At 65.6% G+C, this 25,019-nt stretch carries 26 protein-coding genes; 8 read left to right on the forward strand and 18 right to left on the reverse strand.

Annotated features, from left to right (window positions below; genetic code table 11):
- On the reverse strand, positions 1-1,284 hold the full coding sequence (gene glyA, locus KWG56_RS05230; protein ID WP_201097436.1) for a serine hydroxymethyltransferase: 1,284 nt from the start codon (positions 1,282-1,284) through the stop codon (positions 1-3).
- A gap of 77 nt (positions 1,285-1,361) precedes the next feature.
- Positions 1,362-1,769: a hypothetical protein gene (locus tag KWG56_RS05235; protein ID WP_219353973.1), complete on the reverse strand. Its 408-nt coding sequence runs from the start codon at positions 1,767-1,769 to the stop codon at positions 1,362-1,364.
- A gap of 146 nt (positions 1,770-1,915) precedes the next feature.
- Here KWG56_RS05235 and KWG56_RS05240 point away from each other — a divergent pair, with 146 nt between their 5' ends.
- Positions 1,916-2,704, forward strand: a complete 789-nt coding sequence (locus KWG56_RS05240; protein WP_219353974.1) for a hypothetical protein — start codon at positions 1,916-1,918, stop codon at positions 2,702-2,704.
- Positions 2,705-2,725: 21 nt separating this feature from the next.
- Entirely contained in the window at positions 2,726-3,781 is a 1,056-nt protein-coding gene (locus KWG56_RS05245) for a linear amide C-N hydrolase (RefSeq protein ID WP_244999651.1), read from the forward strand.
- 54 nt (positions 3,782-3,835) lie between these two features.
- On the opposite strand, the gene KWG56_RS05250 is transcribed toward KWG56_RS05245, so the two are convergent.
- The 3 genes from KWG56_RS05250 to KWG56_RS05260 form a co-directional block, all read right to left on the reverse strand.
- Positions 3,836-4,033 carry a DUF6898 family protein gene (locus tag KWG56_RS05250; protein WP_219353975.1) on the reverse strand — a complete coding sequence of 66 codons (198 nt, stop codon included), beginning with the start codon at positions 4,031-4,033 and terminating at the stop codon, positions 3,836-3,838.
- A gap of 9 nt (positions 4,034-4,042) precedes the next feature.
- Positions 4,043-5,269, reverse strand: coding sequence for a 5-aminolevulinate synthase (hemA, locus tag KWG56_RS05255; protein ID WP_219353976.1), 1,227 nt, complete (start codon positions 5,267-5,269; stop codon positions 4,043-4,045).
- A gap of 131 nt (positions 5,270-5,400) precedes the next feature.
- Complete coding sequence (locus KWG56_RS05260; RefSeq protein ID WP_244999652.1) at positions 5,401-6,201, reverse strand: class I SAM-dependent methyltransferase; 801 nt, start codon at positions 6,199-6,201, stop codon at positions 5,401-5,403.
- Between the two features lie 148 nt (positions 6,202-6,349).
- Between KWG56_RS05260 and hemB the strand changes: the two genes are divergently transcribed.
- Complete coding sequence (hemB, locus tag KWG56_RS05265) at positions 6,350-7,351, forward strand: porphobilinogen synthase (protein WP_219353977.1); 1,002 nt, start codon at positions 6,350-6,352, stop codon at positions 7,349-7,351.
- Between the two features lie 36 nt (positions 7,352-7,387).
- On the forward strand, positions 7,388-7,999 hold the full coding sequence (locus tag KWG56_RS05270; protein ID WP_219353978.1) for a peptidylprolyl isomerase: 612 nt from the start codon (positions 7,388-7,390) through the stop codon (positions 7,997-7,999).
- Here KWG56_RS05270 and KWG56_RS05275 read toward each other — a convergent pair.
- Positions 7,996-8,862, reverse strand: a complete 867-nt coding sequence (locus KWG56_RS05275; RefSeq protein WP_219353979.1) for an NAD(P)-dependent oxidoreductase — start codon at positions 8,860-8,862, stop codon at positions 7,996-7,998. The two genes, KWG56_RS05270 and KWG56_RS05275, sit on opposite strands and share 4 nt — an antisense overlap.
- Before the next feature lie 128 nt (positions 8,863-8,990).
- Here KWG56_RS05275 and KWG56_RS05280 point away from each other — a divergent pair, with 128 nt between their 5' ends.
- Positions 8,991-9,890 carry a flagellar motor protein MotB gene (locus KWG56_RS05280; RefSeq protein ID WP_201097515.1) on the forward strand — a complete coding sequence of 300 codons (900 nt, stop codon included), beginning with the start codon at positions 8,991-8,993 and terminating at the stop codon, positions 9,888-9,890.
- 114 nt (positions 9,891-10,004) lie between these two features.
- A complete protein-coding gene (locus tag KWG56_RS05285; RefSeq protein WP_219353980.1) occupies positions 10,005-10,739 on the forward strand; it encodes an arginyltransferase in 735 nt (244 codons plus the stop codon).
- A 1-nt stretch (position 10,740) separates the two neighbouring features.
- Here the strand turns inward: KWG56_RS05285 and KWG56_RS05290 are convergent, their stop codons facing one another.
- From KWG56_RS05290 to parC, 3 genes are all read right to left on the reverse strand, one after another.
- Complete coding sequence (locus tag KWG56_RS05290; protein WP_219353981.1) at positions 10,741-11,787, reverse strand: M48 family metallopeptidase; 1,047 nt, start codon at positions 11,785-11,787, stop codon at positions 10,741-10,743.
- A gap of 6 nt (positions 11,788-11,793) precedes the next feature.
- Positions 11,794-12,363: a LemA family protein gene (locus KWG56_RS05295; RefSeq protein WP_219353982.1), complete on the reverse strand. Its 570-nt coding sequence runs from the start codon at positions 12,361-12,363 to the stop codon at positions 11,794-11,796.
- A gap of 87 nt (positions 12,364-12,450) precedes the next feature.
- The gene (gene parC / locus KWG56_RS05300) at positions 12,451-14,655 is read right to left on the reverse strand and encodes a DNA topoisomerase IV subunit A (RefSeq protein WP_219353983.1); all 2,205 of its coding nucleotides are present in this window, start codon (positions 14,653-14,655) and stop codon (positions 12,451-12,453) included.
- A 145-nt stretch (positions 14,656-14,800) separates the two neighbouring features.
- Here parC and KWG56_RS05305 point away from each other — a divergent pair, with 145 nt between their 5' ends.
- A complete protein-coding gene (locus KWG56_RS05305; RefSeq protein WP_219353984.1) occupies positions 14,801-16,531 on the forward strand; it encodes a cytochrome c biogenesis protein DipZ in 1,731 nt (576 codons plus the stop codon).
- 17 nt (positions 16,532-16,548) lie between these two features.
- On the opposite strand, the gene recO is transcribed toward KWG56_RS05305, so the two are convergent.
- Both recO and KWG56_RS05315 read right to left on the reverse strand, forming a co-directional pair.
- On the reverse strand, positions 16,549-17,280 hold the full coding sequence (recO, locus tag KWG56_RS05310) for a DNA repair protein RecO (protein WP_219353985.1): 732 nt from the start codon (positions 17,278-17,280) through the stop codon (positions 16,549-16,551).
- On the reverse strand, positions 17,280-17,756 hold the full coding sequence (locus KWG56_RS05315; RefSeq protein ID WP_219353986.1) for a nuclear transport factor 2 family protein: 477 nt from the start codon (positions 17,754-17,756) through the stop codon (positions 17,280-17,282). The genes recO and KWG56_RS05315 overlap by 1 nt, the downstream gene beginning before the upstream one ends.
- A gap of 144 nt (positions 17,757-17,900) precedes the next feature.
- Here KWG56_RS05315 and scpC point away from each other — a divergent pair, with 144 nt between their 5' ends.
- Positions 17,901-19,412, forward strand: coding sequence for a succinyl-CoA:acetate CoA-transferase ScpC (gene scpC / locus KWG56_RS05320; RefSeq protein ID WP_219353987.1), 1,512 nt, complete (start codon positions 17,901-17,903; stop codon positions 19,410-19,412).
- On the opposite strand, the gene KWG56_RS05325 is transcribed toward scpC, so the two are convergent.
- The 7 genes from KWG56_RS05325 to pyrE all read right to left on the reverse strand — a co-directional run bounded on the left by KWG56_RS05325 (position 19,413) and on the right by pyrE (position 24,971).
- Positions 19,413-20,549: a serine hydrolase domain-containing protein gene (locus KWG56_RS05325; RefSeq protein WP_244999653.1), complete on the reverse strand. Its 1,137-nt coding sequence runs from the start codon at positions 20,547-20,549 to the stop codon at positions 19,413-19,415.
- A 128-nt stretch (positions 20,550-20,677) separates the two neighbouring features.
- A complete protein-coding gene (gene era / locus KWG56_RS05330; RefSeq protein WP_219353989.1) occupies positions 20,678-21,625 on the reverse strand; it encodes a GTPase Era in 948 nt (315 codons plus the stop codon).
- Positions 21,622-22,332: a ribonuclease III gene (gene rnc, locus KWG56_RS05335; RefSeq protein ID WP_219353990.1), complete on the reverse strand. Its 711-nt coding sequence runs from the start codon at positions 22,330-22,332 to the stop codon at positions 21,622-21,624. Before rnc ends, era begins: the two co-directional genes overlap by 4 nt.
- Positions 22,332-23,171 (reverse strand): signal peptidase I, encoded by an 840-nt coding sequence (gene lepB, locus KWG56_RS05340; RefSeq protein ID WP_219353991.1) that lies wholly within the window; start codon positions 23,169-23,171, stop codon positions 22,332-22,334. Before lepB ends, rnc begins: the two co-directional genes overlap by 1 nt.
- 58 nt (positions 23,172-23,229) lie before the next feature.
- Positions 23,230-23,631, reverse strand: coding sequence for a holo-ACP synthase (gene acpS / locus KWG56_RS05345; protein ID WP_219353992.1), 402 nt, complete (start codon positions 23,629-23,631; stop codon positions 23,230-23,232).
- Positions 23,628-24,371, reverse strand: coding sequence for a pyridoxine 5'-phosphate synthase (locus KWG56_RS05350; RefSeq protein ID WP_201100922.1), 744 nt, complete (start codon positions 24,369-24,371; stop codon positions 23,628-23,630). The genes acpS and KWG56_RS05350 overlap by 4 nt, the downstream gene beginning before the upstream one ends.
- A 15-nt stretch (positions 24,372-24,386) precedes the next feature.
- The gene (gene pyrE, locus KWG56_RS05355) at positions 24,387-24,971 is read right to left on the reverse strand and encodes an orotate phosphoribosyltransferase (RefSeq protein ID WP_219353993.1); all 585 of its coding nucleotides are present in this window, start codon (positions 24,969-24,971) and stop codon (positions 24,387-24,389) included.
- Between the last annotated feature and the right edge of the window lie 48 nt (positions 24,972-25,019).

Raw genomic sequence — 25,019 nt, forward strand, 5'->3', positions numbered from 1 at the left:
TCATCCGTAGATGGGGAAGCGGTTGGTCAGTTCGCGCACCTGGGCCGCGACGCCCGCGACCACAGCCGGATCGGCTTCGTCGCCGCCGTTCATCGACGAGACGACATCGGCGATCCAGTGACCGATCTGCTTGAACTCTTCCTCGCCGAAGCCGCGGGTCGTGCCTGCGGGCGTGCCCAGGCGTACGCCCGAGGTGACGGTGAAGGGCGCAGTGTCGAACGGCACGCCGTTCTTGTTGCAGGTCATCAGCGCCTTTTCCAGCTCGTGCTCGGTCGCCTTGCCGGTCACGCCCTTGGGACGCAGATCGACCAGGGCCAGGTGGCTGTCGGTGCCGCCCGAGACGATGGCCAGACCGCGCTCGATCAGCACGCCGGACAGGGCCTGGGCGTTCTTGACGACCTGTTGGGCGTACAGCTTGAACTCGGGCTTCAGCGCCTCGCCGAAGGCCACGGCCTTGCCGGCGATGACGTGTTCCAGCGGACCGCCCTGCAGGCCGGGGAAGACCGCCGAGTTGATCTTCTTGCCCAGGTCCACGTCGTTCGACAGGATCATGCCGCCGCGCGGGCCGCGCAGGGTCTTGTGCGTCGTCGTGGTGACGACGTGGGCGTGCGGCAGCGGATCGGGATAGGCGCCGCCCGCGATCAGGCCGGCGTAGTGGGCCATGTCCACCATCAGATAGGCGCCGACGCTGTCTGCGATCTCGCGGAAGCGCTTGAAGTCGATGTGACGGCTGTAGGCCGATGCGCCCGCCAGGATCAGCTTGGGCTTCTCACGCTCGGCCATTTCGGCGACGTGGTCATAGTCGATCAGGTGGGTGTCTTCGCGCACCTTGTAGGTCACCGGACGGAACCACTTGCCCGACTGGTTGGCGGGCGAACCGTGCGTCAGGTGTCCGCCGCAGGCCAGATCCATGCCCAGGAAGGTGTCCCCCGGCTGCAGCAGGGTGAAGAACACCGCCTGGTTGGCTTGCGCGCCAGAATGCGGCTGGACGTTGGCGAAGGCGGCGCCGAACAGTTTCTTGGCCCGCTCGCGCGCCAGATCCTCGGTGATGTCCACGAACTCGCAGCCGCCGTAGTAGCGACGACCGGGATAGCCCTCGGCGTATTTGTTCGTCAGCACGGACCCTTGCGCATCCAGCACCGCCTGCGAGACGATGTTCTCGGATGCGATCAGCTCGATCTGCTCGCGCTGGCGACCCAGTTCGCCCTGAATGCCCTTGAAGATGTCCGGATCGGCATCGGCGAGCGTCTTGGTGAAATAGGCGTCGTGGGTGAAGGCAGTCACGCTGAAGTCCCCGCAAATCAGAAGGTGGCCTATCTAGTCCCCAGCGCGTCTGACCACAACATCTTGTGTCGGTCGCCTCAGGAAAGCCCTCCGACGGCTGATGGCGGAAATCGCGTGAAGCGCTTCGCCGCGTCGTCGCCAATCGATGTGCGAACCTCCACCTTGCAAGGTCGGCAGCTTTTCCTGTCGATCAACATAGCCGGCCCCTCGAACAACGACCGATCCCCATCGGGAAGATACTGCTGAACACGGACAGATGACCCCATTTCAATGACCTCAAAGCCTAGATCAGATCGGAAATGGCGGTCGGGATGGCTCTCCATGGCCGATTTGGCGGCCTCGACATAGTCGCATCGCTTGACTTCTGGCCCTGTGCAGCCCGGGGCGGCGTGGTCTGCGCCCACCAGCAGCACAAGACCGCCGAGAACAGCGAACAGAGAAAATGCTCCAAAACCAAGGACCGCCGGAGCATCCGGTTGCAACATGACTTCTCGCCGCCCCTCAGGGATCCTCGACGCTTGGGATCGCCGGGATGAGAACAACCTCACTCATTAATCCTGTCAATCCATGATTGCTTAGGCTTGACTATTCTACCCCGAGATCCTCTCTGGTTGTCGCGAGTAGATTTCTGATGAAGTTCCTCCGCCCCTCAGCCCTGATCCTTGGTATGGCGACGATGGCCTCGACCGGCAGCGTCCAGGCCCAGAGCGGCGCCGACAGATGGCGCGTCACCGTCAGCCCCTACGTCTGGGCGACCTCGCTGGATGGAAATGTCACGCTGGCGGGGCGCTATGCGCCGGTCGATGTGCCCTTCTCCGACGCCTTCGAGCATCTGGAAGCGGCAGTCATGGGCGATGTCGAGGTCCGCAAAGGCCGCTGGGGCGGATTTGTCGACTATCAATACGCCCGAACCCATGAGGGCGTTTCGCTTGCGGGCTTGCCCGCCGAACTGGGCACGCGTGCGACGACGGTGTCAGGCGGGCTGCTGTACCGACTTGTCGATGTTCCCCTGAGCGGACGTACGACCTTCGGCGATCAACGCAGCTTCCGCGTCGAGCCGATTGCGGGCGCGCGCTGGAGCAAGCTAAGGGCCGAACTGGACACGCCGCTGGGCGCCACCAGCAAGGGCGCGGACTGGACCGATCTGTTGCTGGGCCTGCGTGTCGAGGCCGACGCGACCGAACACTGGACCCTGCGCGGCCAGGTTGACGCAGGCGGGCTGGGCGACAGCGACCGTCGCAGCCGATCATGGCAGGTTCTGGCCTCATACCGCACCCCGGCGGCAGGCGGCGCCGTTTCGTTCAATCTGGGCTACCGCCTGCTTGAGCAGAACTATCAGCAGGATGATTTCACAGGCCGGAATTTCAACTGGAACGTGTCGCGCCACGGCCCGGTCATCGGCCTTTCGCTGACCTACTGACTTCCCACCCAAGGAGACGACATGCGTATTGGAATGAAGAAGGGCGTCGCCGCCCTGACCGCCGCCTTCATGCTCGCGGTTCCAGCGGCGGAAGCCTGCACTCGCCTTGTCTATCATGGCCATGAAGGCACGGTGATCACGGCGCGGTCCATGGACTGGAAGGACGAAATCCTGACCAACCTCTGGATCTTCCCGCGCGGCATGGCGCGGGATGGCGCAGGCGGTCCGAACTCGCTGAAATGGACGTCGAAATACGGCAGCGTCATCGCCAGCGGCTATGATGTCTCGACCGTGGATGGGGTGAACGAAGTCGGTCTGGCCGCCAATGTCCTGTGGCTGGTGGAGTCCGAATATCCGACCTATGACCCGAACAAGCCCGCCCTGAGCATCGCCGCCTGGGCCCAGTATGTGCTGGACAACTACGCCACCGTCGCCGAGGCGGTGGACGCCCTGAAGGATGAGCCCTTCGTCCTGATCACCGACAATGTGCCCGGCCAGCAGCGGCTGACCACCCTGCACCTGTCCCTGTCGGACGCCAGCGGCGACAGCGCCATCTTCGAATACATCGACGGCAAGCTGGTCGTGCATCACAGCCGCGACTATCAGGTGATGACCAACTCGCCCACCTTCGATCAGCAGCTGGCCCTGAACAGCTATTGGCAGGACATCGGCGGCACGGTCTTCCTGCCCGGGACCAATCGCGCGGCGGACCGCTTCGCCCGCGCCTCCTTCTACGTCAACGCCGTGCCCAAGTTCGAAGACCCGAACCTGGCGCTGGCCAGCGTGTTCAGCGTGATCCGCAATGCGTCCGTGCCCTTCGGCATCTCGACGCCGGATCAGCCCAACATCTCTTCGACCCGCTGGCGCACCGTCGTGGACCACAAGCGCAAGCTCTACTTCTTCGAATCCGCCCTGACGCCCAACACATTCTGGGTGGATCTGAAAAAGATCGATTTCTCACCGCGCGCGCGGGTCAAGCGGCTGGTGCTGGGCGAGAACCAGATCAACACCCATGCGGGCGACGCCACCGCCAGCTTCAGCGACGCCGCGCCCTTCCACTTCCTGGGACCGCAATAAGGACTGCGCGCCTGTCGGTCGCTGAACGCCCGTTCGGCGGCCGACACAGCGGTGTCAGGCAGGCAGGTCCAGCGCCCGCCTCAGCTTGGCGATCGCCACGCGTTCGACGGCTTTCGGCTCATGCACAGGCCCCATGGCGCTGACCTCGCGGCCCGTGGCGACGTGGATGGCGGAGCATTTGACGTAGGGGCCGTTGCGGGTGAACTCGACGATCACCTCGCCCAGTTCTGAGCGGGGGGCATCGGTCGCCACGCTTGAACCTCAGGCCGCGACGGGGCGGCGCGCCACGTTGCAGTGGGCGAACAGCTTGTCCATCGCCTGGACCAGATGATCCATCATGGCGTCGGTGTGGTTCGGCGAAGGGGTGAAGCGCAGGCGCTCGGTCCCCTTGGGCACGGTCGGATAGTTGATCGGCTGAACATAGACGCCGTATTCGTCCAGCAGCATGTCCGAGATCATCTTGCAGTGGACCGGATCGCCGACGTGCACCGGCACGATGTGGCTCTCGCTCTCCATCACCGGAATGCCGGCGGCGGCGAAACGGGCCTTCAGGGTGGCGGCGCGCTCCTGATGCTGCGCGCGCAGTTCGGGGTGAACCTTCAGGTGGCGCACCGAGGCCAGCGCACCCGCCGTCAGAGCAGGCGGAAGCGAGGTCGTGAAGATAAAGCCCGAGGCCCAGCTGCGCACCGCGTCGATGATGACTGCATCACCGGCGATATAGCCGCCCATGACGCCGACAGCCTTGCCCAGGGTGCATTCGATGATGTCGATGCGGTCCAGAACGCCGTCGCGTTCCGCCACGCCTGCGCCGGTTTCGCCGTACAGGCCGACCGCATGGACCTCGTCCAGATAGGTCATGGCGCCGTATTTTTCGGCCAGGGCGATCGTGCCCGCCAGATCGGCGATGTCGCCGTCCATCGAATAGACGCTCTCAAAGGCGATCAGCTTGGGCGCATCCGCAGGGGCTGCGGCCAGCAGGCTTTCCAGATGCTCCAGATCATTGTGTCTGAACACATGACGGGGGCCGCCTCCGTGGCGGATGCCCTCGATCATCGAGGCATGGTTCAGCGCATCGGAGAAGATGATCAGGCCGGGCAGAATCTTCTGCAGGGTCGACAGCGTCGCTTCGTTGCCGACGTAGCCCGAGGTGAACAGAAGCGCCGCTTCCTTCTGGTGCCAGCTGGCCAGCTCGGCTTCCAGATCAACGGCCGAGCGCGTGGTGCCCGAGATGTTGCGCGTGCCGCCAGCGCCCGCACCGACCGCGTCGATCTCTTCGTGCATCGCGTCCAGCACAACGGGATGCTGGCCCATGCCGAGGTAGTCGTTGGAGCACCAGATCACGACGTCCTGTTCAGACCCGTCCACGCGGCGGCGCACGGCCTGTGGGAACTGTCCACGGACACGTTTCAGGTCGGCGAAGACGCGGTAGCGACCCTCGCTGCGGACCTGCTCTACGGAGCTCTTAAAGGCGGCCTTATAGTCGAACAAACTACGCGTTCTTTCGCTTATGGCGACGTATTGGCGTTATTTGCTCCACCCCTGACGGCTTGTCCATGTCCCCGACATGGACAAAACGCCCAAACCCTTAATTGATAACGGTTCTCACAACAGGGTCGTGATCAGCCCGGCTTGCGGAAACGATAGACGAACTGGTCGGTCCTGCCCCGGATGGCGGCGTCGAAGACATTCAGGCTGTGGTCGTCGGCGGGATTGGCCACGACCTTGCTCTCGCCCTCGAAAACAAAGCCCGCCGCCTCGACTTCGCGCCTCAGATAGTCGCCTTCGATCCGGTGCAGGGTTCCAACGACCGAGATCCCCGTCCCCGGCGCCGCCTGATGGTCGATGACCACATACCGCCCGCCCGGCTTCAGCGCTGCAAACACCGCAGCATTCATCTTCGCCACATCGGTGTTGAAGCTGGGAATGTGGAAGTCGTGGTATTCCTGGCTCATGAAGATCAGGTCCAGCGGCTCGGCATAGGTCATCGAATCCAGCAGACCGTTGACCCGCGTGATGTTCGGATAGGCTGCGGCCAGTGCGTCCGCCGTGGGGTTCTCACGCTCCGCCGTCCGGTTCGGCACGAAGGCGTAGATCCGTCCCGTCGGCCCCGCCACGTCCGAGAAGAGACGGCTGAAATAGCCTGCGCCCGGGCGGATGTCGGCGATCTTGTCCCCCGGCGCGACCTGGGCGAAGGCCAGAATATCCGCCGGATGGCGCAGCGGATCGCGGGCGACCTCTTCCGCCGGCCGCTTCGGATCGGCGACCGCCTCGGCGTACAGGTCGGCGTAGGACGAAGACTGGGCGGACGCCGTATTGGTCACGACCGTTTTCTGACCGCCGCTGGATGACACGACGATGCAGCCGGATAAGCCCGCCACCAGAGCCAGAACCGCCGCGCCCGCCGCCAATCGCTTGATCATCGCCATCTCCATGAGTTGCGGCGATAGGCCCGCATTTCTGCGCTCCGTGCAAGCGGCGTCTGCGTCGAACACGATCCGACACATGACGGGATTTGCGCCGCGACGCCCACGGCGCTAGTCCCGCGTCAGGTTTCCAAGGTTCCGGTCAATGCTTCCCTATCAGCCCGCCCCCTTCCCGCTCGCCCGCCCGCGCCGCCTGCGCGCCAGTCCGTGGGTGCGCCGTCTGGTCGCCGAGACGACCCTGACGCCTGCGGATCTGATCTGGCCGCTGATCGTCCATGACGGCGCCGAGGACCGTCAGCCGGTCGCCTCCATGCCCGGCGTCTTCCGCCTGTCGCCCAAGGAGGCCGCCAAGGCCGCCGTCGAGGCGCGCGATCTGGGCATTCCGCTGATCGCCCTGTTCCCCAATGTCGATGGCGCGATCAAGGATGCGGTCGGCACCGGCGCGACCGACCCGGACGGCCTGATCCCTGACTGCATCAAGGCCATCAAGGACGCCGCCCCCGAGATCGGCGTCATGACCGACGTGGCGCTGGACTGCTACACCGACCACGGCCACGACGGGGTGATGGAGGGCGACCGCATCGCCAACGACGCCTCGCTGGATCGTCTGGCCGAGCAGGCCTTCATCCACGCCCACGCCGGCGCCGATGTTGTTGCGCCTTCGGACATGATGGACGGCCGTATTCAGGCGGTGCGTGAGGCGCTGGAGGCCAACGGTTTCCAGGACACCATGATCCTGTCCTACGCCGCCAAGTTCGCCTCAGCCTTCTACGGCCCGTACCGCGACGCCGTCGGCTCGTCCAAGATGTTGACGGGCGACAAGAAGACCTATCAGATGGATTACGCCAACTCGGACGAGGCGCTGAAGGAGGTGGCGATGGACCTGTCGGAAGGCGCCGACGCCGTCATGGTCAAGCCGGGAATGCCCTATCTGGACATCGTGCGCCGCGTCTCCGAGACCTTCCGCGTGCCGACCTTCGCCTATCAGGTGTCCGGTGAGTACGCGATGATGCACGCCTCCATCGCCAACGGCTGGCTGGACGAGGATCGCGCCATTCTGGAGACCCTGCACGGGTTCAAGCGTGCGGGCTGTGCGGGCGTCCTGACCTATTTCGCGCCCAAGGCGGCGCGGCTGCTGGGCGCATAGCTTGCTGGAGACGGCGGCGGATCATAGGGTGACCTCATGCTGAGACGCACCCTCATCGGTCTGACCGCCGCCCTGCTGTGGCCCGCCCTGGCCCTTGCGCAGGAGGCCGCCCCTGCGCCCCTGCCCCGTGTCGTGCTGGAGACGACCGCAGGCCGCATCGTGATCGAGGTCAACGACCGGGCCGCGCCGATCACCGGGGCCAACTTCCTGGCCTATGTGGATCAGCACCGCTTCGACGGAGCCAGCTTCTATCGCGCCATGAAGTCCGGGCCCGAAAACGGGTTGGTGCAGGGTGGTGCGAACAATGACCCGGCCCGCCTGCTGGCGCCCATCGCCCACGAGCCGACGACCGAGACGGGCCTCAGCCATGTGGACGGCGCCGTTTCGATGGCGCGCTATGATCCCGGCACGGCGACCGGCGACTTCTTCATTTCGGTCGGCGCCACGCCCTCCTACGACGCCGGGCGGCCCTTTTCGATCGACGCCTATGGCTTCGCCGTCTTCGGCAAGGTGGTCGAGGGCATGGACGTGGCCCGCGCCATGCTGAACGCCCCCACCTCTCCGACCGAGGGGGAAGGCTTCATGCGCGGCCAGATGCTGGAGCCGCGCATCACCATCGTCTCAGCCAAACGCGAAACCGCGCCCTAAGCCTTCTTGCGGTCCTGCAAGCGGGCCGCCAGGCTGGAGGTGTCCCAGCGGGCGCCACCCATGGCTTGGACCTCGGCGTAGAACTGATCGACCAGCGCGGTCTGGCTGAGGATGGCGCCGTTCGTGCGGGCTTCGTCCAGCACCAGACCCAGATCCTTGCGCATCCAGTCGACGGCGAAGCCGAACTCGAACTCGCCCTTGACTGCGGTCTTCCAGCGATTGTCCATCTGCCAGCTTTGCGCCGCGCCCTTGGACACGGCCTCATAGACGGCGTCGGTGTCCAGGCCGGCGACCTGGGCGAAATGCACCGCCTCGGCCAGGCCCTGCACCACGCCGGCGATGGCGATCTGGTTGACCATCTTGGTCAGTTGGCCGGAGCCCGCCGGTCCCATGTGCTTGATCGCCTTGGAATAGGTGTTCAGCGCCGGTTCCGCCCTGGCCAGAGCGTCTGCATCGCCGCCCGCCATGACGCTGAGCTGGCCGTTCTCGGCTCCCGCCTGACCGCCTGACACCGGGGCGTCGATGAACCTGCGTCCCTGCGCCTGGGCCATTTCCGCCATTTCGCGTGCCACCTTGGCCGAGGTCGTGGTGTGGTCGACGATGACGGCGCCCGCCGCCAGATGCGGCAGGGCCTCGGTCACGACAGCGCGCACGTCGTCGTCATTGCCGACGCACAGGATGAACAGTTCGACGCCCTGGGCCGCCTGGGCCACCGTCGGTGCGAACCGCGCGCCCGTCGCCGTCGCCCAGGCCTGGGCCTTGGCCGTCGTGCGGTTGAAACCGGTCACATCGTGCCCCGCATTGACCAGATGTCGCGCCATCGGGGCGCCCATGACGCCCAGGCCGGCGAATGCGATCTTCATGACAGGCTCCTTTGTCCTAGCGTCCGACTAGGCCGCGTCGTCGCAGGGTTCAAGCGACAGATGAAGTGCAACGCGCGGTTAACCTTGGGCGGGTCAGAATGGGACACCAGCCGTCGAGATGCCCAGCCATGCCCGCGAGTGATCGCCCGATCCTCATCAAAAAGGTCAAGAAGGTCTCCGGCGGAGGCCACCACGGCGGCGCGTGGAAGGTGGCCTATGCCGACTTCGTCACCGCCATGATGGCCTTCTTCCTCTTGATGTGGCTGATCAATGCGACCGACCCGGAGCAGAAGCGCGGCATCGCCGAGTATTTCGCCCCCGCCAATGTCTCCACGGCCACGTCCGGGTCTGGCGGGATATTGGGCGGCACGGCGCTGGGCGACGACGGGTCCAAGAGTTCCGGCTCAATGTCCGTGATCGAGCAGCTAGCGCTTGAGGCGCCCGCCGATGCGACCAGCCCCGGCGCCAGCGCCAACCTGTCCTCCGCCAGCGACGCCGCGCTGCAGGCCGAGATCGAACGTCGTGAAGCCGCCCAGTTCGCCAGCGCCGCCGAATCCCTGCGCCAGGCCATGCAGTCGATGCCGGAACTGGCCGAACTGTCGAAACAGCTGATCGTCGACCAGACGCCCGAGGGGCTGCGCATTCAGTTGGTCGATCAGGAAGGCCGCTCGATGTTCGACAATAACTCGGGGCGGCCTAACGCCCGCGCTCAGGTGCTGCTGCGCGCCATCGCCAAGGTCATCAACCAACTGCCCAACCGCATTTCGATCACCGGCCACACCAGCGCCGCCGCCGGATCGAACCGGGCCAGCGCGCCGGGCGACTGGACCCTGTCGTCGGAACGGGCCAACGGATCGCGTCTGGTGCTGCAGAACGCCGGGGTCGACCCGGATCGCATCTATTCGGTGTCGGGCAAGGCGGGGTCCGATCCCCTGTATCCCGACGACCCGTCGCTGGCCGGCAACCGCCGCATCGCCATCGTCCTGCTGCGCGAAGCGCCGGTCCTGCCGATGGACACCTCGCTGTGACCCGGTTCGGCTGCAACGCGAAGCCGCTTGCAGCCCGGCGCCGAATGGCGGAAAATTGTCTCCACGCGACGGACCTGTCGCAATATTGGCAAGATCGGATGCGGACCTAAGGCCGTGACGCAGCACGTACCGACAAGACAGCTCCGGTTCTACATGACCTCGGTCGCGCCCTGCCCCTATCTGCCGGGCAAGACGGAGCGGAAGGTCTTCGCCAACCTGCCTTTCACCGACGGCGCCCACGTCAATGACGAACTGACCATCGCCGGGTTCCGCCGCAGCCAGAACATCGCCTATCGCCCCGCGTGCGAGGCCTGCGACGCCTGTGTGTCGGTGCGGCTGCCCGTGGCGGACTTCACCTTCAGCCGCTCGCAGCGCCGCATTCTGGCGCGCAACAACGACCTGTCGCGCAGTCTGGTCGAGGCCGAGGCCACGACCGAACAGTTCCAGCTTCTGCGCCGCTATCTGACCACACGCCACCCGACCGGCGGCATGAGCGACATGGGCTGGCTGGACTATGTGGCCATGGTCGAGGACACGGCCGTCCGCACCCATCTGATCGAGTATCGCCTGCCCTCGACCGACGCCGGGCCGGGCGATCTGGTTGCGGTTAGTCTGACCGACCTGCTGAACGACGGCCTGTCGATGGTTTACAGCTTCTATGACCCGACCATGCTGCGCCGCAGCCTGGGCCGGTTCGCCATTCTGGATCACGTTCGACAGGCCGAGATCGTCGGCCTGCCGTTCGTCTATCTGGGCTATTGGGTCCAGGGCTCCGAGAAGATGGACTACAAGGCCGACTTCCGCCCGATGGAGGCGCTTAGGCCGCTGGGCTGGGAACGCCTGCCTTAAATCAAGTCGTCGGCACTGAGGTGCTGGCGCGCGGCGGCGTCACCGGCACGGATGAAACCGCGCCCCACGGCCCCTCGTCCCGACCGCCTGCAAACTTGATCAAAGCCTCGATCCGCTTTTCGATGGGCGGGTGCGTGGCGAACAGGCCCGAGAACTCCGACTTGTTGGCCGTGTTGTCCAGGAACATGCCGCGCAGTTCGTCCGGCGCTTCCAGCTTCGACTGACCCGACACCTTGCGCAGGGCCGAGATCATGGCGTCCGGGTTCTTGGTCAGTTCGACCGCGCCCGCATCAGCCACATATTCACGCGTCCGCGACAGGGTCATGCGGATCACCGCCGCCAGGCCAAAGCCGATGGCCCCGACCGCCAGACCGATCAGGATTAGCGGCATGGCGTTCTTGTTGTCGCGGTCGCGCCCGCTGCGCATGTAGAACAGGCCCCGGAAGATCAGTTCCGCGATCACGCTGATGATGCCCGCGAAGATCGAGGCGATCACCATGGTCCGCACGTCCTTGTTGATGACGTGGGTCAGTTCATGCGCCAGCACGCATTCCAGTTCGTCGCGGTTCAGGGTCTGCATCAGACCGCGCGTGACCGTGACGCTGTAGTTGCCCTCGTGCAGACCGGACGCATAGGCGTTCAGCGCCGGGCTTTCGATGATGCGCAGCGTCGGCGTCTTCATGCCACGCGAGATCGCCAGGTTTTCCAGCAGATTATAGAGCTCTGGCTCGACGCGGCGCTCGACGGCACGCGCGCCGGTCATGGCGTCGATCATCATCTGGTTGCCAAAATAGGCGATCACGAACCAGATGGCGGCGGCGATGGCGGCGAAGGGAACGGTCCAGCCCAGCATGGACGCCGCCAGCGCCAGATCCTGGCCCAAACTGCCGCCGGAATTCGGCAATATGCCGAAGCCCATCATCAGCACCTGGACGGCGAACAGGATGCCGACCAGCAGAACCGGGAACCCGGCCAGCAGGATTACTGACCGGGTGTTGTTTTGCCAGATGTGGGTCTGCAGGCCGACGGCCTGACCGAAGACAGCCATTGACGCTTAGAACTTCACCGTCGGCGGGGCGGCGTTCAGGGCCGCGCGTTCGCCATCGCCCACGTCGAAGAAGGGTTTGTCCGAACCGAAGCCGAACAAACCGGCGAACAGAACGGTCGGGAACTGGCGGCGCACGGCGTTGAACTCGCTGACCGCATTGTTGAAGAAGCGGCGGGCGGCGGCCAGCTTGTTCTCGATGTCCGACAGGTCCATCTGCAACTGCTGGAAGTTGGTGTTGGCCTTCAGGTCCGGATAGGCCTCGGACACGGCGAACAGGCGGCCAAGGGCGCCCGTCAGCATGTTCTCGGCCTGAACCTTGTCGTCCACGGTGCGGGCCCCGGCGGCGGCGGCGCGCGCCTGAGTGACGGCGTCCAGCGTGCCGCGCTCATGCGTGGCGTAGCCCTTCACCGTCTCGACCAGATTGGGGATCAGGTCCTGACGCTGCTTCAGCTGCACGTCGATGTCGGCGAACGACTGGTTGGCCGACTGGTCCAGCTTCACCAGGCGGTTGTAAGCGCCCACAACGGCGAACAGCACTACAGCGACGACAACGCCGATGATGATCAAGGTGATCATTGGGTCTCCCTCCAGAATTCAATGCGGAATATGGAGAGCCGCAGCCCCCCTTCCTAGTGAAAATCGTGACAGGTCAGCTGCGACAAATCATGCGCGGAACTTGCGCATGCCGCGCGGCCCCTGGCGTCCGGCCCCGGCGCGCTTGCCCAGCCAGTCCTTCCAGTCGGGCCAGTTGCGGCGACGCCCGCCGCCGTCCGCCCATTCCGGCCCCGTTTCGGCGTTGAACACCGCGACGTCGGCCAGACCGCCCTGCTTGAAGTTCTGCAGTTTGACGCCCTTGCCGCGCCCCATTTCGGGCAGTTCGGCCAGGGGGAAGATCAGCGTCTTGATGTTCTCGCCGATGGTGGCGATGTGATCGCCATTCACCCGCAGCATGGCCAGAAGCTCGCCGTTCAGCACCTGTTTGCCGCCCCGCTTCTGGGCCAGGGTGTCGTCTTCCGGCGCGATGAAGCCGTAACCGGCCTTTGACGCGATCAGCAGCTTGCCGCCCGGCTGGTGCGCCAGCAGATTGATGATCTGGGCGTTTTCATCCAGGTCGATCATCAGGCGCAAGGGTTCGCCGTGCCCGCGCCCGGACGCCAGCTTGTCCGCACCGATGGTGAAGATCCGTCCGTCCGACGCCCCGACCAGCAGTTTGTCAGTCGTATAGGCCGGGACCAGATAGGCCAGTTGGTCGCCTTCCTTGAACTTCAGCTCCGACGGGTCCTCGACCTTGCCCTTGGCGGCGCGGATCCAGCCGCGTTCCGACAAGATGACGGTGATGGCTTCGCGCGGAATGAAGGCCTCGGGCGCGACGAAGGCCGAGGCATCCACGGCGTCGGCGATGGTGGTCCGGCGCGGCGAGATCAGGGCCTTGCGAACGGCTTCCAGTTCCTTGGAGATCGCCTTCCATTGCTTGCCTTCCGACGACGTCAGCGCCTTCAGGTTGGCAAGTTCTTCAGACAGCTCCTTGAATTCCTTCTCGATCGTCATCTCTTCCAGACGCGCCAACTGGCGCAGCCGGGTGTCGAGGATGAAGTCGGCCTGGACTTCGGTCAGGCCGAACCGCGCGATCAGGACGGCCTTGGGCTGTTCCTCCTCGCGGACGATGCGGATGACCTCGTCCAGATTCAGGAAGACGATCCGCAGACCTTCCAACAGGTGCAGCCGCTTCTCAACCCGCGCGATCCGCCATTCCGACCGGCGATTCAGCACTTCGCGACGGTGATCCAGGAAGGCCCGCAGGCAGTCCTTCAGGCCCATGACGCGCGGCGTGCCGCTGGCGTCCAGCACGTTCATGTTGATCGGGAAGCGGACCTCCAGGTCAGACAGTTTGAACAGGCTTTCCATCAGCATCTCAGGCTCGATGGTGCGGTTCTTCGGCTCCAGGATCAGGCGGATGTCTTCCGCCGACTCGTCGCGCACGTCGCCCAGCAGCGGCGCCTTCTTGTTCTCGATCAGGTCCGCCAGCGCCTCGATCAGACGCGACTTCTGCACCTGATACGGCATCTCGGTGATGATGATCTGATAGGCGCCGCGATCAAGCTTCTCCTCGACCCATTTGGCGCGCAGGCGCACGCCGCCCCGGCCCGTCTCATAGGCGTCCAGGATCGAAGCCGCGCCCTCGACCGACACGCCGCCGGTGGGGAAGTCCGGTCCCGGCACGATCTGCACCAGTTCCGCCGTGGTCGCCTCGGGCCGTTCCAGCAGCAACTGGCAGGCGTCGATCAGTTCGCCAACATTGTGAGGCGGGATCGAGGTGGCCATGCCGACCGCGATGCCGGACGAGCCGTTGGCCAGCAGGTTCGGGAACCCGGCGGGCAGGACGACCGGCTCTTCGTCCTGATCGTCATAGGTGGGGCGGAAATCGACGGCGTCCTGATCAATTCCGTCCAGCAGCAGCACGGCGGCGGGCGTCAGCTTGCACTCGGTGTAGCGCATGGCTGCGGCGCTATCGCCGTCGATGTTGCCGAAATTGCCCTGCCCGTCGACCAGCGGATAGCGCTGGGCGAAGTCCTGGGCCAGACGGACCAGGGCCTCATAGATGGAGGCGTCGCCGTGCGGGTGATAGCCACCCATGACTTCACCGACGACCTTGGCGCACTTGCGCGCCGCCGCCTGCGGGTTCAGCCGCATCTGATGCATCGCGTACAGGATGCGCCGGTGCACGGGCTTGAACCCGTCGCGCACGTCGGGCAGCGCGCGGTTGGTGATGGTCGACAGGGCGTAGGCCAGATAGCGGCGGCTGAGCGCCGTCTCCATCGGCTCGTCGATGATGCGGCCGCCTTCCGGCGGCGGGGCGTGGATCGTCATGGCTCTGCGAATCGGGGATCGGAAGCCGGAAGTCTAGCCCGTCCGTCCCCTGTTCGCGCTTCTATCTGGGAATAAGCGCGCCCAAGAGTAACCAAATGGCTCCGGCGTTCGTATCTGAGGAGCGACTTCGCATCAGGCGGCCCCAATGATCCTGTTCCTGCTGTCCTACCTCGCCGGCGCCCTGACCATCGTCAGCCCCTGCATATTGCCCGTCCTGCCGTTCGTCTTCGCGCGGGCGGACAAGCCGTTCGTCAGGAACGGCTTCCCGTTGTTGATCGGCATGGCCGTGACCTTCGCAGGGGTCGCCAGTCTGGCGGCGCTGGGCGGCGGCTGGGCGGTGCGGGCCAATGAGGCCGGACGCTGGATCGCGCTGGCCTTCATGGCGGTGCTGGGCCTCAGCCTGCTGCTGCCCTCCGTCGGCGACCGGCTGATGCGGCCCTTCGTGGCGATGGGGTCATGGCTGACAGAGCGGGCCGAGCGCCATTCCGGCGATCACGGCGATGTCCGCGCCTCTCTGCTGCTGGGGGTCGCGACGGGACTGCTGTGGGCGCCGTGCGCCGGGCCGATCCTGGGGGTCATCCTGACCGGCGCGGCGCTGCAGGGCGCAGGCGTGGGAACCACCATCCTGTTGCTGGCCTATGCGGGCGGGGCCGCCACGTCTCTGGCCCTGGCGTTGCTGGTCGGCGGGCGGGTGTTCAAGGCGATGAAGGGGGCGCTGGGCGCGGGCGAATGGATCAGGCGGGGGCTGGGCGTTCTGGTCCTGATCGGCGTCGCCGCCATCGCCCTGGGTTTGGACACCGGACTGCTGACCCGTGTGTCGGCGGGCAGCACGGGCCGGATCGAGCAGACGCTGCTGGCCACCATCGGCCGCGGCGCGCCGGTGAACCAGGTGCCGACCGATCTGGCCAATCTGCCGGTCGAGGGCGTCATGCCGCCGCTGACCGGGGCGGTCGCCTGGATCAACTCCCCGCCCCTGACGGCCGAGCAGCTGCGCGGCAAGGTCGTGGTCGTGGATTTCTGGACCTACTCCTGCATCAACTGCCTGCGCTCCATCCCCTATGTCCGGGCCTGGGCCGAGAAATACAAGGATCAGGGTCTGGTCGTGATCGGCGTCCACACGCCCGAGTTCGCCTTCGAGAAGTCAGAGGCCAATGTCCGTCAGGCGGTCGAACGTCTGGGCGTCACCTACCCTGTCGCCATGGACATTGATTTCGCCATCTGGCGCGCCTTCAGGAACAACTACTGGCCCGCCCACTATTTCATCGACGCCAAGGGCCAGATCCGCCACCACCATTTCGGCGAAGGCGACTACGACGGCTCTGAACGGGTCATCCAGCAACTGCTGCGAGAGGCCGGCGCGGCCAATGTCGCCAGCGGCGTGGTGCAGGTCCAGGCCAGGGGCGCCGAAGCCGCCGCCGACATGGACCAGATCGCCTCGCCCGAAACCTATGTCGGCTATGCCCGCGCCGAGAATTTCCGCTCGCCGGGCGGTCTGGCCGCCGATGCGGTCAAGGATTACGTCGCCAGCCCGTTGAACCTCAATGACTGGAGCCTGCTGGGCCGTTGGCGCGTGACCCGTGAGCACGCGGACCTGCAAACCGCAGGCGGACGTCTGTCCTTCCGCTTCAAGGCTCGCGACCTGCATCTGGTCATGGGTCCGAACCAGAGCGACGCCAAGGTGCGGTTCCGCGTCCTGATCGACGGTGTTGCGCCCGGCCCTAACGCAGGCGTCGACATCGACGCCCAAGGCGACGGCCTGATCGACAGCGAACGCCTGTATCAACTGATCCGCGAGGCAGGTCCCGTCGGAGAGCACACGTTCGAGATTCAGTTCCTCGACCCCGGCGTCCAGGTCTTCGCCTTCACCTTCGGCTAGAGCATGATCGTTTCAATCTACAGCCGTCCTGCTTCCGCCAGCTTGTCCAGCATCCAGACCCGCGCGGGCGGCAGGGGCTTGTTCTGGGGGTGGAAGACGAACTGTTCGAGGAAATGGCCGGTCAGGTCGAACCCGGCCTTCACATCGCCCTCGATCAGCCCCGCCTGTGCGCCCAGCATGAAGGGCGGCAGGGTCAGCATCTTGTCGGCATAGGGGGCGCCCGCCTCGCGGCTGACGGCCCGGCCTGTGCGGGGGCTGACATAGATCAGATCGTCGGCCGTGCCCGTCGCCGCGCACCGGGACAGGTCCAGCCCGAAGCCCAGATCGTCCAGCAGCCCCGCCTCGAACCGCACGAAGATGGCGGGCCAGACGCTGGGCAGGGCGAAGGCGGCCATCAGGGCCTCGAACGCCAGGAAGACACCGGGATGCGGTTCTCGCTCAGGCAGCGCGCCCTGGGCCACGCCCGCCGCCGCCGCCAGCCCGGTCAGGGCCAGGGCGTCGTCGAACAAGGCGCTTGGCCCTTCGCCGATAGGCTCCAGCCGCGCCGCGCCCAGATGGTCGGATGTCCGCGCCCGATAGTCCGCCGCCACCCGTGCGCCCGGCTGCAGGAAGGGCCGCATCTTCCTGGACGCGCCGCCCGCCACATAGGCCGAGCGCCGCCCATTGGTTTCGGTCAGCAGGTCCACGACCGCGCCGGTGTCGCCATGCGCGCGCGCCGACAGGACAAAGGCTTCTTCGTGAAAATCCATCAGTCGGCGGGCTCTGCGGCGATCAGAGCCACGATCGCCTTGGCCTTGTCGTTCGGCACCGGCAGGCTGAGGACATATTGTTCGATCTTCCAGCCCGCCTCGGTCAGGCGCACCACGCCCGATCCGCGCACCAGGCCATAGGCGTCATTGTCCAGCAGTTCGTCGAACCAGACGATGCAGCGGCAGTCGCCCGGCGCCAGGGTCGTCACCCGATCATGGGGCCGATAGGTCCAGCCCTTGCCCTGCGAGAAATAGGGCGTGGCATAGGCGCGGAACTGCGCCAGGGTCCAACGCTCGGTCGCATCCGTGCCGATGAACCGGGCGTCGGGCGTGAATGTCTCGAAATAGGCGGGGCCGTCGGCGCGCGCGGCCGCCTGATGCATCTGGTCCACGACCAGGCCCGCTGCGCGGGTCGGATCATCCGCCTGTTGCGGGGCGGCGGCCAGCAGGGCCAAGGCGGCGAGAGCGGAAATCATGATCGTGTTCTACTCCTGTTCTCAGGCAACAGGAAAGGCCTGCGGATAGAACAAGTTCGACCAAAGGCGTATGGATCACCCAGGCCGTGCGACCTAAGCACAGCCGCTTCCGAGGCCCTCCCCGGCCGCAGCCCAAAGCCCTACATGTCATCGCGTATCCGCAGCCAGGCCCTGAAATCCAAGGTCATGTCCGCCCAGGACGCCGCCGCCCTGATTCCGGCGGGCTCCACGGTCGGGATGAGCGGGTTCACCGGATCCGGCTATCCCAAGGCCGTGCCGCCCGAACTGGCGACGCGAATCGAGGCGGCGCATGATGCGGGCGACAGCTTCCGGCTGAACGTCTGGACGGGCGCCTCCACAGGGCCGGAACTGGACGGCGCCCTGGCCAAGGCAGACGGCATCGAACTGCGCCTGCCGTACAACTCCGACCCCATTGCGCGCGAGAAGATCAACTCGGGCCAGATGGAATATCTGGACATGCACCTAAGCCAGCTGGCGCCCGCCGTCTGGCAGGGGGTGCTGGGCCCGCTGGACACGGCGGTGATCGAGGTCTCGGCCATCAACGCCGACGGCTCGCTGGTGCCGTCGTCGTCCATCGGCAACAACAAGACCTGGCTGGACCGTGCCGAGCGCGTGATCCTGGAGGTCAACAGCTGGCAGAATGCGGCCCTGGAGGGCATGCACGACATCTATTACGGCACGGCCCTGCCGCCGAACCGGGTGCCGATCCCGCTGACCCGCGCCGACCAGATGATTGGTCAGCCGACCTTGCGCTGTGACCCCGACAAGATCGTCGCCATCGTCGAGACCGCCGCACCCGACCGCAACCTGCCCTTCGCCGCGCCCGACGCCACGGCCCTGGCCATCGCCGGACACCTGATCGAGTTCCTGAAGCATGAGGTGAAGGTCGGCCGTCTGCCCGCCGCCCTGCTGCCGTTGCAGTCCGGCGTCGGCAATGTCGCCAACGCCGTCCTGGCGGGTCTGCTGGACAGCCCGTTCGAGCGCATGGCCGCCTATACCGAAGTCATTCAGGACGGGATGCTGGACCTGCTGGACGCAGGCAAGCTGACGGTCGCCTCGGCCACCGCCTTCTCCCTCAGCCCCGAGGCCGCCGCCGATCTGAACAGCCGCATGGAGCAGTTCAGAGGCAAGATCATCCTGCGCCCGCAGGAAATCTCGAACCACCCCGAGCTGATCCGCCGCCTGGGCTGCATCGCCATGAACGGTCTGATCGAGGCGGACATCTACGGCAACGTCAACTCGACCCAGGTGATGGGTTCGCGCATCCAGAACGGCATCGGCGGCTCCGGCGACTTCGCTCGCAACGCCTTCATCTCCTGCTTCGTCACGCCCTCGACGGCCAAGGGCGGCAATATCTCGGCCATTGTCCCGATGGCCAGCCATGTCGACCACATCACCCAGGACGTGCAGGTCATCGTCACGGAACAGGGTCTGGCTGACCTGCGCGGCCTGTCGCCGAAACAGCGGGCCAAGGTCATCATCGCCAACTGCGCCCACCCCGACTATCGCGACGCCCTGGCCGATTATTATGCGCGGGCGCTGAAGGGGTCGTACGGCCTGCAGTCGCCGCATCTGCTGGACGAGGCCCTGTCCTGGCACCAACGCTTCATAGAGACCGGCTCGATGAAGCCCTGATCATCGCGCCAGGGTCGTGGGGAAATCCCGACCCAGCGCCTCGGCCATCGCCTGTTGCGTGATCAGGAACACCTGGTCACGCAGATGGTAGTTGTTCGACAGGACGATCACCGTCACGTCGGCGTCGGGCTGATAGGTCATCAGGTTGCGGAACCCGCCCCAGCTGCCGGTGTGATAGATCTGGCGGTCGTGGAAGGCGGGGCTGACCCGGTCGCCCAGGCTGTTGGCGAAGATGCCGTAGCCCCAGTCGCGACGCGCATGGCCGCGCTCGGTCGGCGCCATGTCGGCGGGGGCATGGTCGGTCAGCATCTCCTGATAGCTGAGCGGCTTCAACAGATGCCCGCGATGCAGGGCGCGCTGCCAGACCAGCAGGTCGTCCAGCGTCGAATAGACCGCACCCGCGCCTGCCACGATGGAGGTGTTGGCGTTCGGCTGGGCCGCCAGACCGCCCGGCAGATTGGCGTACCCCATGATGACGCCGTGATCCCCGCCATCCAGATCAAGGCCGGTGTCGCCCATGCCCAGCTTCTGGAAAAAGGTGTCGCGCATATAGTCGTCGAACGGCTTGCCGCTGGCCTTCTCGACGATGGCGGCGGCCAGATTGAAGGCCGCGTTATTGTAGCGGACCTTGGTTCCAGGCTCGAACTGCAACGGGTATTTCTTGGAGTCTTCGGTCAGCTCCGCGATCGTCGCATGGGTCACGCGACGCAGGCCCCAGGCCGGGCGCGCCATCAGATCGGGAATGCCCGAGTCATGCGACAGCAGTTGCCCGATGCGGATGTCGGCCCAGGCCGCCGGGCACGGATCAATCCATTTGCAGACAGGGTCAGAGGTCTTCAGCTTGCCCTCGTCCTGAAGCTTCAGGATCGCGACCGCCGTGAACTGTTTCGAGATTGAGGCCAGGCGGAAGCGGGAATCCAGCTTCATCGCGTTGCCCTGCTCGTAGTTAGCCTTGCCATAGACCTGGCGGAACAGAACCTGATCGCCCTTGGCCACCAGCACGGCGCCAGTGAAACGCCCTGCCGCCGCCTCTGCGTCCAGACGCGCCGCAAGCTTGGGCAGCGTCTCCACCACGACCGCCTCCGGGCGCGGCGGCATGTCAGGGCGCAGCGAAGCCATCAGGGCGTCGCGGGGCATCTTCGTCGCCGTGGCCACGCCCGTCCAGACAGCCCCGGCCAGGAACAGCGTCGCCAGGACGCCTATGACAAGCCGGGGATGTCCCCCTGCGGTACGCGGTACTTCAAACACAGGAACTCAGGGCAAAATCAGACGTCGAAATCCAGGCCGAACTGGGCGTAAAGGGCGCGGCTGTCCTGCCATTTCGGATCAACCTTGACGGTCAGGAACAGGTGGACCTGACGGCCCAGGATTTCGTTCAACTCCTCGCGCGCCTTCTGGCCGATCCATTTCAGGGTCTGGCCGCCCTTGCCCAGAACGATGGGGCGCTGGCTTTCACGCTCGACGTAGATGGTCTGCTCGATCCGGGCCGAGCCGTCGGCGCGATCTTCGAAGCTAGTCGTCTCCACCGCCGCCGAATAGGGCAGCTCCTCGTGGACACGCAGATAGACCTTCTCTCGGGTGATCTCGGCGGCCAGCACGCGCACAGGCACGTCGGCGGCCTGATCGTCGGGATAGAGCCAAGGCCCCTTGGGCATCGAGCGCGCCAGACGCTGCTTCAGGTCTTCGACACCGTCCCCGTTGGCGGCCGAGATCATATAGACCTCTTCATAGACGCCGCTTTCGAACAACTTCTGCGACAGGGCCAGCAGGGTGTCGCGGCGCATGCCGTCGATCTTGTTCAGCGCCAGGATCACCTTGGTTCCGGTGGACTGCAGGTTGGCGATGATGGTTTCGGTGTCTTCGGCCGAGCGTCGGTCGGCGGCCGTGCCGTCACGCCCTTCGGCGTTGATATGCGACTGGGCGTCGATCAGATGGACCACGACGTCAGCGTCCTGCGCGCCGCCCCAGGCCGAAGCGACCATGGCCCTGTCCAGACGACGGCGCGGGGTGAAGATGCCAGGCGTGTCAACCAGCACGATCTGGGCGTCGCCTTCCATGGCGATGCCGCGCACGGGAAACCGCGTCGTCTGCACCTTCTGTGTGACGATCGAGACCTTGGATCCGGTCAGCCGGTTGACCAGCGTGGACTTGCCGGCGTTCGGCGCGCCAATGATGGCGGCAAAGCCCGCCCGCTGGTTTTCGATATCGGTCAAATTACGCCTTCACGTTTTAAAAGAGCCGTTGCGGCCGCCTTTTCCGCCTCCTGACGCGAACGCCCCTGCGCGGTCAAGGGTTCGACGCCCTGCACAGAGACCTCCACGGTGAAGGTCGGTGCGTGATCCGAACCGGTGCGTTCGGCCACGCGATAGGTCGGCAGGGGTCGTCCCTGCCCTTGCGCCCATTCCTGCAGCGCGGATTTGGGATTGGTCACGGTGCGCGACGGCGGCGCGGCCAGCTCAGCCGCCCAGGCCGTCTCGAAAAAGCGACGCGCCGCATCCAGCCCGCCGTCCAGATAGACCGCAGCCAGAATGGCCTCGACCGCATCGGCGATCACACCCGCCTTGCGACGGCCCCCAGTCTTGGTCTCGCCCGGCGACAGGCGCATGGCCGGGCCGACGCCCAAGGCCTCGCCCACACGTGCGCAGGCGGTCTTGTCGACCAGGGCGTGCAGGCTGGAGGACAGCTGACCTTCATCAGCGGTCGGATACTCTTTCGACAGCCGCTCTGCCACCAGCAGCCCCAGCACCCGGTCGCCCAGAAACTCCAGCCGCTCGTTGTCGCGCGGTCCGTGAATGCCCACGGGCGCGCCCTCGCCGACGCTGGCGTGGGTCAGGGCGCGCTCCAGCAGCGCCTTGTCCTTGAATGTGTGACCAAGGCGCGTCTCAAGCGCCACGACGGCCTCGGCCCTCAGATTCGCCATCAGTGAAGAACGTTGAAGAACCGGTCCAGACGGACGTTGAACCAGGTCGTCGGGTTCAGCAGCGATGCGCCCGGCTTCCACGAGAACAGGATGATCTGCGCCTTGCCGACCAGGTTCTCGGCCGGGACCATGCCCACGCCGCTGGACTGTTCGACACGGCTGTCGATCGAGTTGTCGCGGTTGTCGCCCATCATGAAGTAATGGCCGACCGGCACCTCATAGACCGGGGTGTCGTCCAGATCATTTCCGGGACCAAAGTCCTGGGTCATGAAGCTCTTGCCGTTCGGCAGGGTCTCACGCGCCTGGATCACGGGGTGCGAACCGAACATGTCCTGCACTTCCTGGGTGCTGACCACGACGTCCTGAACCGGCTTGTCGTTGATATACAGCTTGTTCGAAATCATCTGCACCCGGTCGCCCGGCAGGCCGATGACGCGCTTGATGAAGTCGGTCTTGTTGTCACGCGGCAGCTTGAACACCACGATGTCGCCGCGCTTCGGCGCCGAGCCCATGATCCGTCCGTTGAACAGCGGCGGGCTGAACGGGATCGAGTGTTTCGAAATGCCGTACGACCACTTCGACACGATGATGTAGTCGCCCTCGTACAGGTTCGGCTCCATCGAGGCCGACGGAATGGTGAAGGGCTGGAACAGGAATATCCGCAGCACCATGGCGATCAGCAGGGCGAAGACGATGGTCTTGAAGATTTCGCCAGTCTCGCTGGCCGCCGACGGCTTTTCCTTGCCGCCCGGCTTGTCCGTATAGACGGTGCTGTTCGCGGTCGTCGCTTCATTCTCTAGAGAAACGGAAGCGTCGTTGGGCTTTTGGTCTTCGCTCATGCGATTAAGGCATCCCTTGCCGCGTCTGCGCGGTCGTCTGCTGACGGGTATAACGCGATTAAGACAGCGGCAAGGCTTCGATCACCACGAAGGCGAGTGCGTAAGGGTGCTCGTCACTGAGGGTCAGGTGGATTTTCGCCTCATGACCCGGCGGCGTCAGACGCTTCAGATGTTCGGCGGCATGGCCGGTCAGGGCCATGGTCGGCTGGCCGGAACGCAGGTTCACCACCCCCATGTCGCGCCAATAGACATCGGCCCGCATCCCTGTCCCCAACGCCTTGGCGCAGGCTTCCTTGGCGGCGAAACGCTTGGCGTAGCTCCATGAGGCGTCAGGTTTGCGATCCGAACGCTCACGTTCCAGGTCGGTGAAGCAGCGCTGCTTGAACCGCTCGCCGAACCGCTCCAGCGACGCCTGGATGCGCCGGATGTCAGACAGGTCCGCGCCAACGCCGATGATCATTTTGCCGCATCCATCGCCGCCCGCATCCGACGGATCGCGCCGTCCAGGCCGATGAAGATCGAATCGCCGATCAGGAAATGTCCGATGTTCAGCTCTCGGATTTCCGGGATCGCCAGCATCCGCGGCGCCGTGTCGTAGTCCAGACCGTGTCCGGCATGGACCTCAAGCCCCAGGATGTCGGCCTGGGCGGCGGCGGCGGCCAGACGCTCGAACTCGATCTCGCGCTCGGCCGGATCGGTCAGGTGGCAGTAGCGGCCGGTGTGGAACTCCACCACCTGCGCGCCGACGGCGGCGGCGGCCTCCACCTGTTTCTCGGACGGTTCGATGAACAGGGACACGCGGATGCCGGCCTCGGCCAGGGTCTTCACAACCGGCGCGATCCGCGCCTCATGACCTGCGACCGCCAGCCCGCCTTCGGTCGTCACTTCCTCGCGACGCTCCGGCACCAGACAGGCGGCGTGCGGGCGGTGGCGCAGGGCGATGGCCAGCATCTCGTCGGTGACCGCCATCTCAAAGTTCAGCGGCTTTCCGGCCCGCGCGCAAAGGGCGCTGAGCACGTCGATGTCGGCGTCGGTGATGTGGCGGCGGTCTTCGCGCAGGTGGGCGGTGATGCCGTCTGCGCCTGCGGCCAGCGCCGCCTCCGCCGCCCGCGCCGGATCGGGATGAATGCCGCCGCGCGCGTTCCGCACGGTCGCGACGTGGTCGATGTTGACGCCCAGACGAACCCGCTCACGCTTCATCCCGATAGTCCCTTTCTACTTGGACAGCCGACGGCTGCCCGGATCCTCGACCGGCAGGGCCGCCAGTTCCGGCGGCAGGGCGTCGGCCGGATAGGCCGGCACTTCCAGAGACGCCAGGGCGATCAAGGGCACGCCGACGTCCACCTTGCCGCCCGAACGGTCGACGATGCAGGCGGCGGCGACGACTTCACCGCCCGCAGCCTGAATGGCGGCGATGCATTCGCGCGACGAGAGGCCCGTGGTGACGATGTCCTCGACCATGACGATCTTCTCGCCCGGCTCGACCGAGAAGCCGCGACGCAGCTTGAACTCGCCGCTCTCGCGCTCGACGTACATCGAACGGACGTTCAGGTGCTTGGCGGTTTCGTATCCGGGGATGATGCCCCCGACGGCGGGCGAGATGGCGGCGTCCACAGGCCCGACCGTGGCGACGATCTTGTCCGCCAGCGCCTTGCACAGACGCGCGCAGCGGGCGCCGTCCATGAAGACCAGGTTCTTCTGCAGGAAGACCGGGCTGTGCAGTCCGGAGGACAGGACGAAATGGCCTTCGCGCAGGGCGCCAGCGTCGCGGAATTCGTTGAGTACGTCTTCGGTGTTCATAAAAGCCGTCCTTAGACCCTGACCGCCCGCGAATGAACCCTCTAGCGT

It is taken from the genome of Brevundimonas nasdae, from assembly GCF_019395145.1.
GTDB lineage: Bacteria > Pseudomonadota > Alphaproteobacteria > Caulobacterales > Caulobacteraceae > Brevundimonas > Brevundimonas nasdae.